Below are 12,610 nucleotides of genomic sequence, written 5' to 3' on the forward strand. Positions count from 1 at the left end.
GCTGTCGAAGTTCAAGGCACTCAACCGCCTGAACGCTAGCCTCGATAGTGCGCACATTCCCTGACTGACAATGAGATTCAGAAGGCCCTCGGGGATGCCCGCAGGGCCTTCACTCATTCGCAGACGCCTCAAGTGGGCCACTATGCTCCGGCATCGTGACAGCGCTCGCCATCATGGCTCTATTCGGTGCAACAGGCGAGATCGGGCCCTTACGCTGCGGCGCATCTTTGAACAGCATCGCCGAAACCCTCGGCCCGCCATGGGACATCGGCCGTATCAGCCAGCGGACAAGGTGGCCCCGTCTCTTCTCATACGGACACGTCGAACTATGCGTCTGCCACTGCCGCACCGTGACGATGATCAGCATTCAAGCTCGACACGACCCCATTGAGCTCCCCGCGCCAGGAATGAACGTACTCACCACCTATTCCTCTCACATGACCTTGAGGGCGATCACGGAATCGTTGAACAAGGCAGGCTGTCGTTGGCATACAGACCCGAATGACTCGCCCGACAGGCTTGAGCTTCGCACCGAACCAGCGGGGGTCGGCTTCGTGTTCCGCACCGGCCATGCGCCCGAACCCCTCCTAGAACAGGCTGGCCTCGGGATCAACGAGCACGAGTGCGCTTCCCTCCCACATGGACTCCCCGACGAACGCTTCGGCATGTGACGAGGACGGCTACAAGGTTCACCTCACCGAGATCTGCGACACCGACGCCCCGCACGTGATCACCAACGTGATCACCGCCCCGTCGCCCGGCAGCGACTACGAGGCCACCGACCAGGTTCAGGAGGCCCTGGCCTCGCGTGAGCTGACGCCGGCGGTGCATCTGGCCGACAAGGGTTACATGAGCGCGCACAACCTCGCACGCGCCGATCGCCGCGGCATCGAACTGCTGGGACCGATGATGCCCGACAACGCCTGGCAAAGCGCCGAGGGCAACGGCTTCGCCGTCAGCGACTTCACCATCGACTGGGACAACCGCGCCATGACCTGCCCCACCGGAGCCACCAGCCTGCCCTGGGCCAACGAAACCGACCAAGGCGGAACTCCGGTCATCCGTGCGCGTTTTTCAATGCGCGACTGCAAGCATTGTCTCCGCCGGGACCTGTGCACCCGCGGGGCCAAAGGCCGACGCATCACCCTGCGCCCACGAGAGGAGCATGAGGCCCTGCAACGCGCACGACAGAGGCAAAGCACCGACGAATGGCAGCAACGCTATTCCCACCGGGCAGGCGTCGAGGGCACCATCGCCCAAGGCGTCAAAGGCTTCGGCCTGCGGCGGTCCCGCTACCGCGGGATCGCCAAGACCCATCTCCAGCACCTCCTCATCTCCGCGGCGATGAACCTCGCCAGGCTCGACGCATGGCTCGCCGGAACACCTCTGGCCCCGACCCGCACCTCGCATTTCGCCGCTCTGCGTCCAGCAGCATGATGAAAAGACGTTCTCGATCCCGAGTTGCCTTAGAGCCTGCTGACAAAGGGTTTGGTCGCTGAGCCCGGGACCACGGAGGCCGTCCCCCACCGTGCGGACACCAGTCACTTGGAGTGATACCCCCGTTGAACGAGTCCTTGGGTGGTGCCGGCGGTGGGCGATCGGCGAGTACCCGCGAGTGCGGAAACCCGGCCATAGCAAACAAATCAGGTTGGCTGGATGGGGCGGGCTGCCAGACCCTCGATGAGGAGTGATAGGAACCGGTCCCCGGCGTCGGCTGTCCAGGATGCCTGGCGTGCCGCCCAGGCCATGGCGTTGACCGCGGCGAGCAGTTGGTCGGCGTCAAGGTCGGCACGTATATGACCGGAGCGCTGGGCCCTGGCCAGCAGGTTGCCGGCTGCGGCGCGGAGTCCGGCACAGGAGGAGTGCAGGGTTGATCCCGGATCGTGCAGCGCCGCCATGACCGAGGCGGGCAGCCCGTCGTAGCGGGCCGATGCCACGGCCAGTTCCCGTATCCAGGCAACAAGGGCCTGGCCGGGGTCAGGGGAGGCGATGAGGTCGGCCGCGCGGGCGCGCAATGTGTCGAACCCGTGCCGGAGCAGCGTCTCAAGCAGCGCCTCCCGGGTGGGGAAATGCCGGTACAGGGTCGCGACGCCGACCCCCGCCCGGCGTGCCACCTCCCGAAGGGATGCGTCGGTCCCCTGCTCCGCGAAGGTCGCCTGGGCCGCGGTCAGGAGGCGCTCGTGTGTACGCCGGCCATCAGCGCGGACGGGACGTCCGGCCGGCCAGGGGTCCACATCGTTCATCTCATGCCCTTTCCGGTTGCGAGGGTTGCTAACCGAGATGTACGGATGCCCAAGGAACTCGATGAGTGGCATGCCCGGGCCGGAGGCTATGTGGGGCGGCCGAAGTTCGAGGTCTACGCCGAGAAATATTCGCGCTACTTCGTCATGCGTCGCCGTGACGGGATCATCGAACTACGGATGCACACCGACGGCGGTCCAGCCCGATTCGACTTCGCGGTGCACAACGCCTGGGCCCAGGCCTGGCAGGAGATCGGCAATGACCCCGACAACGAAGTGCTGATCGTCACCGGCACCGGCGACCAGTGGCTGGGCACCCCGGAGACCATCGCCGCCGATCCCGCAGAGGCGGCGAACGGGCTGATGAACAACCCGCGCCCTAAGGACTTCGCCTACGAGCACGCCTACTACGACGCCACCAAGCTGCTGGAGAACTTCGTTTTCGGCATCGACATCCCCACCATCGCGGCGATCAACGGGCCCAGCCCCGCGCACACCGAGTTCGCGCTACTGTGCGACATCACCCTGGCTGCCGAGACCGCGACCATCATCGACCCGCACCTGCTGGCCGGCGTCGCGCCCGGCGACGGGCAGCAGCTCACCCTCCAGGAACTCCTTGGCACCAAGCGCGCCGCCTACCATCTCTACACCGGCAAGCCCATCGACGCCCGGCAAGCCCTCGAACTCGGCCTGGTCAACGAGGTGCTGCCCGCCGACCGTCTCCTGCCACGCGCCTGGGAACTGGCTGAAACCATCATGAAAGCCCCCCGCACCGCCCGCCGCTTCACCCACGCCATCGCCCAGCGGCCCTGGAAACGGCGCCTCACCCAGGATCTCGGCTTCGGCATCGCCCACGAGATGTATGGCATTCACGCCGACCAACACCTCGGCTAGTGACTGGTGTCCGCACGGTGAGGGACGGCCCCCGTGGTCCCGGGCTCAGCGACCAAACCCTTTGTCAGCAGGCTCTTAGAGCCTGCCCCTGACGATATGCATCAGCCGGACAACGTGTAGACCCAGGAACCTCGCTTGAGCCCCGCACGTTCCCTGCATGTCACCTCTCGGCACAAGGAGAACCATGAACTTAGGCCTCCCGGAACTCATCCAGCTGCTTGTGATCGGCGGCGTGGTGTTCCTCATCGTGCGGCTGGTAACCCGCCGCCGAAAGTAGAGGCGCTCGATCAAAGAACTTCTGTGCTGGCCTGCTTGGCGACGCCGTCAACAGGCACGAACCCTCCAATGCCACCTCCAGAGAAGATCCCAGCCATGACCTCAAAGTGCCACAGGAGTGTAGCTAGGCATCATCCCGGACCTGGTCGTCACCCTATCCTCGGAGGCGTATTGGTGGTCTCAGCGGCGAAGCTGGCCAGGCTCAAGTCCCCCAACACGTGATACGGCCCCGTGATCACCTTGGTGATCACGGGGCCGTACCTGTCTTATCTACTTCGCCAACAGTGTCTCCGCGGTGGAAGGGCGGGGGTGCGGTGGGAGGTCACGTTCGCAGGTCGCAATCGTCGACCAGGACGGTTCGGTGCAGGTCAACCGGAATCTACCCAACGGGGTCGGGACGGTGCTGCGGGTGATCGGCGATCCATGTCCATGCGATCCACGTGCCGTGTCAGGCCGGTGGTGCCAGGCGTTTTCACGCCCGCTCTGGGGCACGTCATCCGCCCACGGCGTCCTCGGCCTCCCAGCGCAGCAGGTCGCCCGGCTGGCACTCGAGTACCTCGCAGAGCGCGGCGAGCGTCGTGAAGCGCACTGCCTTGGCGCGGCCGTTCTTGAGTACCGCCAGGTTGGCGGGCGTGATCCCCACGCGGTCCGCGAGGTCGCCCACGGACATCTTCCGCCTGGCCAGCATCACGTCGATGTCGACGACGATCGGCATCAGATCATCTCGTCCAACTCGGCCTGCATCTGCGCCGCTTCGACGTCGCGCGCGACGGCCTGAGCGAGCAGCATCCGCAGCACGAGCACGATGAGCGCGACCCCCAGGATGGCCAGGCCAACCCCGCCCATGATGACGGTGACGCCCGGGTCGTCCCGCTGGCCCGGCGCGTTGAGGGCCGTGACCGCGAACCACAGGAGGGCAGCCGCCACGATCGCGCCGATCACGGCGTCCACGTACCGGAAGGCGGCGTGGGAGAACACGGTTCCGCGTCGCACCATCGTCACCAGCCGCCATACGCTGACCAGGGCGACCTGGACCGACACCATGCCCAGGATCGTGATCACGCGCAGCGGGGTCAGCGGGAGCGACCCGTCCTCCGGGTCACTCCCGCTGACCAACGCCCACGCCATCAATGCCTGTACGAACACGGTGCCGGCGAGCACCACCACGAGCACGGCGCGCAGCGCACGCACTGTCAGCTTTCCCATGGTCCATCCCTCCATCGAATCGCGATGGAAATCTATCGAATATCGATAGGTTAAGCAAGGGCTGGAGCGGAGGGTGGGCGGCGGTTTCGCCCCGTGGGGGGACGCCGCCGCCACCTCCCATGGCATGGCGTTCGCGCGAACCGTCTTGATCTTGTGGAAGTCGGCCTCGCTTGAGCACAAATCGGACGCCACCCGACTACGCCAGAGAGGGAACTGCGACGAACCTCGCCGTACAGATTCCGGCTGCTACAGCCGTTGCTACAGTCGGCCTCTGGAGACGACTCAGGGAGCCCCTTGCGATCAAGGAACTCCCTGGTCAATACATAGAGCCGACGAGGGGAATCGAACCCCTGACCTTCTGTTTACAAGTGGAAGATCACCGCATTCCGAATCTGGCCTTGACCTGCATAGACAAGGTCGGCTCTCCAACGAGAATGGCGCATCGGGAACGTATTGGGAACGATCAGACCCCACACCGCTTCTTCCGAGGCTTCGGTGCCGCCAGCACAATGCCCAGTCGCGCATGAAGTTCCATGCAGACAGCCTGGACGGCCGTAACAGCACCTACACCTGTATGTATGGGACTATATGGGCGCCGTGAATCACTGGAAGTGGCCTTTGACCTGGGTGGAGATGAGGGGATTCGAACCCCTGACCCCTTCGATGCGAAGCATTCGTATCGGTCGGTTGACGTGAGGTTTGAGCTGGTCAATCGGCGTTTTAGTGTGCATCGACGTGCACGATTGAGCCGTGTGAGGCATCTCTGATGTCACTCAGTCTCTCGATACTTCGACGCTGTGCCCTCAGTGTGGTCATCGGGCCCTGTCGTGATCACCATCGGTTGCTTAGGCGTTCGTCGGGGTCGTCGCCGGCCCATACGTGCCGGGACCCCAGACGGTCGTCGCTCGGCGCCGGTACCTGCGAGCAAAGCCACGCAGCACGATGAACCGTGGAATGGCTGGGAGCAGGTGGATGACGACCTGGTACCGGACGGGATCGATGCCGTCGATCACCCAATGCGCCTCCTCGCCGAGCTGCATGAGCGGCTTCGGCTTGATGTTGTGCTCCTGGTCCCAGGCATCCCACTCGGCGGCCGTGATGCTGGCAGACACGACCGGCATGGCCTCGTCCTCCTCGCGACGCAGATGCGGCAGCACCACTTCGCACAGGTTGTCCAAGGCGGCGAGCAGCTCGGTCCGGGCGGGCGCAGCGTCGTCACCGGCATACCCGGCGGCAGCCGTGGTGACCGTCTCCATCGCGGGCGTGATGCGCGCGTGGTCGGCGTCCATCGCCTCGAGGATTGCGGTGGAGTCCGGATTACGCCGGAGCACCAGCGGCCACAGCCCGTTGTCCTCGCCGGTGTGGTGGTCATGAAGGAGCCGCATCAGCCAGGCCACGTGCTCGGCAATCGCTTTGCGGCGAGGTCCGTTCGGGTACGGCGGGGTGGCCAAGGCGTGCCGAGCGCGCTCGAAGTCACGGCGGTACGCGTCGTGGACGACGCCCATCATGGTGGTGTCGGCGGGTCGTTGCGGATCCGGTTTCATCGTGGTGCTCCGATCGGTCAGGTCAAGGAATGGTGGACTGTAGTCGGCGCGGACCCCTGGCGGTCAGGGCGTGACTCCAGTCCGTTTCCATCTCCCATTGTCGCGCTCGCCAGTCGAGGAGATATCTAGCTTTTCAAGAACTTCTTTAATACTCGTCGCCAATGTACGATTTCCGCCCTTGCGCGCGCGATCCTTGCTAGAGCAAGACGCCGTGGGGGCTGCAGTGGTTCACCGTTAAGTACGGAAATAAATGGCCTCTTTGCGGACAAGCCGGATCATTTGAGCCTTTTTCATCCTCCCAGCCGGCCAACTCGGAAGCGGGTAATGTGGAGTTGCTTGGACTGGGCGGACCGCCCGACGACCTGCCCGGTGGCGGCCGGAGTGTTCACCTCTACCGGTTCCTCTGAGCTGCGACTTCAGGAGGAAAAGGCTCACTGTCGGCCAACGTTACGACTTGGTTGGTTCTGGGATGACACCCCACATGAACGTGGAGCCCTTCAGCAGTTGCTCCGTCGGTCTGATATCGGTCAGGTGCTCGACGAGTAGGAAGGCCAGCCCTTCGTAGAGCCGGGGAAGCGATGGGTAGAGCCTGTCGATCTCTGCCATCGTGTCTACGAGTTCGTCCGGGGTCCCTAACAGATAGCCGTCGTCGCCGCCCCAAGCGAATCTGATCTCGCCGTCCTCGCACCAGTAGAAGTAGTCCATGTCCTTGATGCCAAGTGCGGCTTGGGAGACGAGGCGGGTGCCTTCGGAGAGTTTAGTGATCACGTCTTCGCAGGTGCCGAGCCAGTCAGGGTCGAAAACGAACGTCCAATCGCTGATGGAGGTGACGCCGAGAGGCTCCCCAGGGCGTGGTAGTGATCCGGGTCGTCGGGGAAGGGGCCCGGCGTGAAGTCCTCCCATCGACCGCCGAGGCGGGCAACGACCTGTTCAGGCGTGGCACGGATGTAGATGAAGCTGTAGCACTCCTCGGAGTATTCGCCGCAGAGCCAAGAGATATCGAGGGGCTGCATGGTCATGTCGCCATGGTGCCAGCCGCCACCGACAGGCACGGATCCCGCTCGTCACGGGACGATGGGGCCGGGCGCGATGCGGCGTGGCGCACCCTGGCCGGCGTGAACTCAGGATTCTAGTGATCAGTGAACCCTTTTCACCGCCGGGCAGGCCGCCTGCTGACACAGAGCCTCTTCATCCTCCCAGCCGGATGGCTCGGGAGCGGGTGATGTGGAGTTGCTTGGACTGGGTGGGATCGCCCGACGCCTTGCTCGGCGGCGGCCTGAGTGTTCGCCTCTACCGGTTCACCCGCCCTGAGCTGCGCCTTCAGGGTGAAAAGGCTCCGTGATGCCTGCCTCCGAAACCGGTGTGCGGCTGATCCGAGTTGCGGTGAATGATGAGGGCGTGGTCACCAAGGAGCGCGCTGTCGAACTGGTCGAAGATCTGCTGCTGTGTAAGCGGCGAGAGTCGCCATGGATGCCCGAACTAGCTGTCCTTGACGTGGAGGAACATGCTCTCGGTTGGCTGGTCTCCTTGCAGTCGGTGGAGTACATCCGCACCCGTGAACATAAGAAGATGCTGGTAGGCCAGGGCCCTTACCTGGTGGACCGGCAAGACGAGACCATCCACCACGTCCCCGTCACCACGTTCGTCGGTGAAGACTGGGAGGAGCTGTACCTCCGACACGTCAAGGGCATCCGACCACCTGATCTGCTGCTCGCGGCTGTCCGAGAACACCTGCACTCCGAGGGAACCATGGCCGCGATACGCCACCTACGCAAGCAAGCCCCGCGGCTTGGACCACGGGAGGCAAAGACCTACGTCGTGGCCGTACGGGACGGTGCCGAGCCCCCGGAGGAACTCGTGGCCCTCACCCAGAAGCCGGAGAAGTGCCCGCCGCTGTCCATCGAGACGCTGACTGGACCGAATCGGCAGTGTTCGAGCTGACGTGACGGAGGTCCTGGCCGTGGTGCTATCCGCCGATCGTCAGGAACTGATGACGCGTAGAGCCTCGCTTGTAAGAGTAGCTATTCGATCACTGGAGCTGGCGTTTCCGCTGCTCAGGTCTACGTTCGGTGTGCACTCATGTGCATGGTCGCGCTGCGGTGGGCGTCCCTGATGTCACCCAGTTTGCCACTCAAGCTCTCGATGTCCCGAGCGTCAGAAACCCTGCGGCTAAGAAACTCCAACATCTTCTGGGTGCTAGGGATGAACAACAATTACTGGGAAGAGACCGTATATGCCGTGTCGCCGCTCGGCGGGCTGGAGCGTAGCGATATGTCGGTTATCTTCAACTGGCTCAACCTTCACTTTCCGGCCGATGGAACCAAGATTGATTGGGGGCGTGTACAGGGACGGCACGTGCACTGGAAAATCACCGATGACATGCGGCTAGCAGCGATGGCATCCAAACAGATATGTCGGTGCATTCAACCTGGTTCCGTGGTCGAGCACGTCGGAGATGGGCTCTCGCCTTATGGCGTACGCTTTACCGATGACAATGCTCCTTCGGTTGTAGCTGCATTGCTTGAGATACCAGAACACCACTATTTCCTCGCTGAAGACCGATCATGGATTGTAGTCATCACCACAGAAGGAGATCTAGATGTAGTAGATCAACTCTATTTTGGATCGCGGTAGGAACCACCCTTGCAGGCGTGGCGCCTGGCGAGGAGGCGAGACGCGCGGCTAGTGTCTGGCTGCGTGCCCGGTGTCAAGCTGGTCAGTGGCTGGTCTGCCTGTCTTCAACCGGTGGTGGACGGTAGTGATCACTCCGCTGTGAAGCCTTGCTGAGAAGTGCACGGTGAGGTTGGCGCGCTAGCAATACTTCGCGGTCGCTTGTTGGCGGAATTCATCGTCTGAAAGTATCTTGCCGTCGAAATCGCGTACCTGGCCACTCCCGGCGAACTGTTTCGGAGTCTCGTTCAGCAGAAATCCGCGCCCGACAGAGACGCCACTTGACAGTTCCACGCTAACACTGATATTTGGCGGCAGTGGCTCCTGTGGCGGCGTCTGCTGATCGGCGAATCCGCCTACGTCTCCAAAGATGATCGTCCCGTTCCGTACTTCTGGCCGAGTCGGTTGCGACGCCTTCCACACTAGACGTCTCGTCTGATGCTCCTCCACCTCGATGGAAGAGACCGTCTCGCCGTCACACAGCGGAATCACGAACCTGAATCGCCCGTCGTCCGTACGGCCGATCGCGACAGGCCGGGGAAGGGGGTCGCCGAGGACGGGTATGCACCCTGTCGACGCCGTCAGGCAGATTGAAAGAACGAGTCCTTGCGCGGCTAGCAATCGAATGCGTCCAGATTTGCTCATCGATCCTCAACATGGGTAGGTCTGGGCTCATTTTCTCGGCTTGCCGCTTGTAGACGTTGTCGCACCCCTCAAACATGCCGATCAAGAGGTTAGACGAGGAACGTGGGCCAGAAGTTGACGCTCTGGCAGTAACCACCGGTAGTGGTTCAGGTGGCGCCGGGGTGCCAGGGGTAGCGGGCCGCCGGCGGAAGGCCGGTCCGCCCACGAGCCAAGTTCGATATGTGCTGCCACTGATAGACGTAACGTGACGAATCGGCCTGTAGGCCGGGTTCTAATTCGGCACGATCGTGACCTGCGATGGATTACGCGAAACGTCGTTTGACCTGCAGAAACGCTATGGTCGCTGCCGTTGTCTGACATCGTCTTGTGTGCGATGTGCCCTGAAAGTGCCCTGCGAGGAGGCGCGGTCCTGCCCCGGCCGTGCGCCCGGTGCCCGGCGCCCGGTGCGTGATGGAGTTTTCTGCTTTGATCGAAGCCATGGAATATGAAGCGGCAGCTTACGAGCCGATGACTCCGGCGCATCATGCGGTCGAGCACGGAGACCTGGCGGAACTGACTCGGTTACTCGACGCCGGTACCGATCCAAATGAGGTGTGGTCCAACATGACCTTGCTCTTGCATGCGATCGACGTGGAAGCTGATGGAGCAGCCCAGACCGGGCAGTCGCTGGACGCTGCATGTACCGCCGTGCTTTTGGCCTATGGCGCTGATCCCGAACGTCCGGGCCCTAACGGGGAGGTCCCGCAGCTCTTCGCCTTCCACTACGGTCACGGACTGGCCGTTCGGTTACTTGAGGCTCACATCGCTCGCCTTCATGGCGGCACGATGCCGAGCCCCTGTCCCGAGCTTCCTCCAGCGGAACCACGTCGGTGGCCAATTTGAACCTGCGACTTCTTGCTCCCAAAGCATTCGAGTCAAGCGCCAGACCTTGGGTTTTGGCTGGTCAACCTGTCCGATCGTGTGCAACATAGTGCACAGTTGGGGCGTCGCGGGCGCCTTCGATGTCACTCAGTTTGTCACTCGTGCCCGCGATTGGACTCGAACCAGACTCTCCCCGTGTCGATCAGTTCACGCTGATCCGGATGCGAGGTCAGGCCGGTCAACTGAGTCCAGACTCGTTCACACTGGTCCACCGCGTGTGGCTCTCGACTTGGCTCCCCTTCGGGCTCTCAGCCAATCACGCTTCTCGACGCTCAGAACTAAGAGTCGCGATCTGCCCGTACTTCATTCCGAAGGAGTATCGAGCGCCGTCGCTATGAAGGCCGGTGAACTTCAACCCGTTAGCGCGGAACTCGACCAGAGTCAAACGGATGACTTCTGGACCAAACTGAGTGGACAACTCAACAAGATCGCCAACCTTGAGGTTCTCGGCAACAACCTCTGTACTCATGCCGCCTATCCTCTCCCGAGCACACCGTTCAACGTCAGCTTTTGACCTCGCCGCAGCAACCACGCGCCTGGCCTGCCCGTCTGCCGTCGTCCCACCCACGGGGTAGCGGGCGAGCCGCGGGGCTGCCCCGGCCGTGCGCTCGGTGTCAGGGCCGTGATGGAACGTGGGCGGCCCCGCGGCTGGTCTGCTAGGGCTTGCCCTGGGACGGTGATAGGCGGGCAGGCTTCCACGGCAACCCACTCAGACGCCCAGGGGAACGATCGTGCCTGCCCGGAGCCGGAGCGCCCCCGCCGGAGGCACGCAGTAAGGCCGGCCTCGTGACCGCGCACGCGTGCGCTGATTACTCGCCCCTCGTGACCGGAGAAGTGCGCTCCCCCTGTGATCACTCTGTACCGTCGCACGGCGGCCCCTTCCACTCGTCCGCGCCAGCCGTCCGGCGGTGCTTTTAGCCGTCCGGCGGTGCTTTTAGCCGTCCGCCGGGAGCGTCAGCGGGAGGCGGCGGCGTGCCGAGACGGCGGCGCGTGCGGCCCCCCTTGGGGCCGCCTTGAAGACGTACAGAAAGTTCTCACAGAGGCTGGTCGGGCTTGCTGTGTCCTGTCCCGGGACATGCTTGACACTCGCGTCCTACCAGATACTTGACATGATCACAGTCGGCAGAGCCTTCGTCGCCGCTTTGCTAAGCGACCGACGGCTTCCAGCGCTTTAACACAACCGGTTCACCAGTCGGGGCAGGCCACACCTGTACCCGCAGCCGCTCCATCGTCTGTTGGGCCTCGTCGGAGTCAAGCCCTAAGCGCTCTGCCTCGGCTAGGTTGCTACTCGCTACCCGGACACGAACCGGCCCCACGGGCACCCTGAACCTTGCAGCGTCCGGCTCGTAGTCAGTGCAGCCCATGATCACGATTCGGCCTGACGGAACCTGCATACTTCCCTCGACTACATGGTCGAAGTCGGCGAAGTCGTCCGCAGGCGGAGCGTCCAACACCTCGACTCTGACGGCGACCGTCACGTTGACCGACGTGCCGACCGCTATCGCGTCAGCGGCTACGGCCAGTCGGTCAACAGACGCCTCGCCAGTCCATGCCTCGCCAAGGTCGCTCGTCGAACCGTCGTCGATCAGGTGAATCTGGTGGTAGTCCGCGAAGAGCTCCAAGTCCAAAGAATCCACACCGTCCTCCGCAACATAGCCGATCCGAAGTCTTGCGCATCAAGGTCAACTGTCAAGCATCAGGTGGGACGGATCCGTCAAACATGTGGTGGGACTAGACACTGGTCGGGCTTGCTGGTCGGGCTTGCTCCTCGTACGTCGCGGCAAGCGCCGGCCACAGGTGGATATCTTCCACGGCGTTGAGGGTGGGGTGCTCGCCACGAGCACGATCCGGCGGGCATGGACCCGCGCCCGCAAGCGAGCTCTGTCCGAGGAAGAGTATGCCTCCCCCCTGGCCAAACGGCCCTACGACCTCCGACACGCTTGTCTGTCCACGTGGCTTAACTCGGGGGCGTCCGCGAAGCAGGTAGCCGACTGGGCAGGCAACAGCCCCAAGGTCCTTCTCAGCACGTACTCCAAGTGCCTCGTGGGAGAAGCAGAAGCTTCCCTCCATCGGATCATCGACGCACTCGGCGGAAGGTCGTGGGAACGCATTGGGAAAGCGGTAGCTGTCAAACCGTATGAGACGTATCAGGCGACTTGTTCTGTATCGGAGCTGGGTTCCTCCTTGGCGGGTTCGTTGATCCAGACTGCGGTG

The 12,610-nt window shown here is 63.2% G+C and carries 14 protein-coding genes; 6 read left to right on the forward strand and 8 right to left on the reverse strand.

The features are described 5' to 3' along the window. The first annotated feature begins 155 nt into the window (after positions 1-155). Together AB0J09_RS01590 and AB0J09_RS01595 are read left to right on the forward strand one after the other, a co-directional pair. Positions 156-671: a hypothetical protein gene (locus tag AB0J09_RS01590; protein ID WP_360683315.1), complete on the forward strand. Its 516-nt coding sequence runs from the start codon at positions 156-158 to the stop codon at positions 669-671. Continuing rightward, a complete protein-coding gene (locus AB0J09_RS01595) occupies positions 640-1,437 on the forward strand; it encodes a transposase (protein WP_360683318.1) in 798 nt (265 codons plus the stop codon). Before AB0J09_RS01590 ends, AB0J09_RS01595 begins: the two co-directional genes overlap by 32 nt. Positions 1,438-1,643: 206 nt before the next feature. Here the strand turns inward: AB0J09_RS01595 and AB0J09_RS01600 are convergent, their stop codons facing one another. Beyond that, a complete protein-coding gene (locus AB0J09_RS01600) occupies positions 1,644-2,243 on the reverse strand; it encodes a helix-turn-helix domain-containing protein (RefSeq protein WP_360683321.1) in 600 nt (199 codons plus the stop codon). A 45-nt stretch (positions 2,244-2,288) separates the two neighbouring features. Here AB0J09_RS01600 and AB0J09_RS01605 point away from each other — a divergent pair, with 45 nt between their 5' ends. Beyond that, positions 2,289-3,134, forward strand: coding sequence for an enoyl-CoA hydratase/isomerase family protein (locus tag AB0J09_RS01605; RefSeq protein ID WP_360683324.1), 846 nt, complete (start codon positions 2,289-2,291; stop codon positions 3,132-3,134). Positions 3,135-3,903: 769 nt separating this feature from the next. Here AB0J09_RS01605 and AB0J09_RS01610 read toward each other — a convergent pair. The 5 genes from AB0J09_RS01610 to AB0J09_RS01630 form a co-directional block, all read right to left on the reverse strand. Further along, on the reverse strand, positions 3,904-4,125 hold the full coding sequence (locus tag AB0J09_RS01610; protein ID WP_360683327.1) for a helix-turn-helix transcriptional regulator: 222 nt from the start codon (positions 4,123-4,125) through the stop codon (positions 3,904-3,906). After that, entirely contained in the window at positions 4,125-4,616 is a 492-nt protein-coding gene (locus AB0J09_RS01615; protein ID WP_360683330.1) for a DUF2975 domain-containing protein, read from the reverse strand. The genes AB0J09_RS01610 and AB0J09_RS01615 overlap by 1 nt, the downstream gene beginning before the upstream one ends. Before the next feature lie 845 nt (positions 4,617-5,461). Next, positions 5,462-6,160, reverse strand: coding sequence for a hemerythrin domain-containing protein (locus AB0J09_RS01620; protein ID WP_360683333.1), 699 nt, complete (start codon positions 6,158-6,160; stop codon positions 5,462-5,464). A gap of 447 nt (positions 6,161-6,607) precedes the next feature. Further along, on the reverse strand, positions 6,608-6,982 hold the full coding sequence (locus tag AB0J09_RS01625) for a DUF6461 domain-containing protein (protein ID WP_360683366.1): 375 nt from the start codon (positions 6,980-6,982) through the stop codon (positions 6,608-6,610). Beyond that, entirely contained in the window at positions 6,925-7,179 is a 255-nt protein-coding gene (locus tag AB0J09_RS01630; RefSeq protein ID WP_360683369.1) for a hypothetical protein, read from the reverse strand. Before AB0J09_RS01630 ends, AB0J09_RS01625 begins: the two co-directional genes overlap by 58 nt. A gap of 379 nt (positions 7,180-7,558) precedes the next feature. Between AB0J09_RS01630 and AB0J09_RS01635 the strand changes: the two genes are divergently transcribed. From AB0J09_RS01635 to AB0J09_RS01645, 3 genes are all read left to right on the forward strand, one after another. Further along, positions 7,559-8,101 (forward strand): YrhB domain-containing protein, encoded by a 543-nt coding sequence (locus tag AB0J09_RS01635; RefSeq protein WP_360683336.1) that lies wholly within the window; start codon positions 7,559-7,561, stop codon positions 8,099-8,101. Positions 8,102-8,362: 261 nt separating this feature from the next. Further along, the gene (locus AB0J09_RS01640) at positions 8,363-8,794 is read left to right on the forward strand and encodes a hypothetical protein (protein WP_360683339.1); all 432 of its coding nucleotides are present in this window, start codon (positions 8,363-8,365) and stop codon (positions 8,792-8,794) included. Between the two features lie 1,146 nt (positions 8,795-9,940). Next, a complete protein-coding gene (locus AB0J09_RS01645) occupies positions 9,941-10,357 on the forward strand; it encodes an ankyrin repeat domain-containing protein (RefSeq protein ID WP_360683342.1) in 417 nt (138 codons plus the stop codon). 295 nt (positions 10,358-10,652) lie between these two features. On the opposite strand, the gene AB0J09_RS01650 is transcribed toward AB0J09_RS01645, so the two are convergent. Together AB0J09_RS01650 and AB0J09_RS01655 are read right to left on the reverse strand one after the other, a co-directional pair. Continuing rightward, positions 10,653-10,865: a hypothetical protein gene (locus tag AB0J09_RS01650; RefSeq protein WP_360683345.1), complete on the reverse strand. Its 213-nt coding sequence runs from the start codon at positions 10,863-10,865 to the stop codon at positions 10,653-10,655. 676 nt (positions 10,866-11,541) lie between these two features. Further along, positions 11,542-12,024 carry a hypothetical protein gene (locus AB0J09_RS01655; protein WP_360683348.1) on the reverse strand — a complete coding sequence of 161 codons (483 nt, stop codon included), beginning with the start codon at positions 12,022-12,024 and terminating at the stop codon, positions 11,542-11,544. Between the last annotated feature and the right edge of the window lie 586 nt (positions 12,025-12,610).

Origin of the sequence: Nonomuraea sp. NPDC049784, from assembly GCF_040659615.1 — a bacterium.
GTDB lineage: Bacteria > Actinomycetota > Actinomycetes > Streptosporangiales > Streptosporangiaceae > Nonomuraea.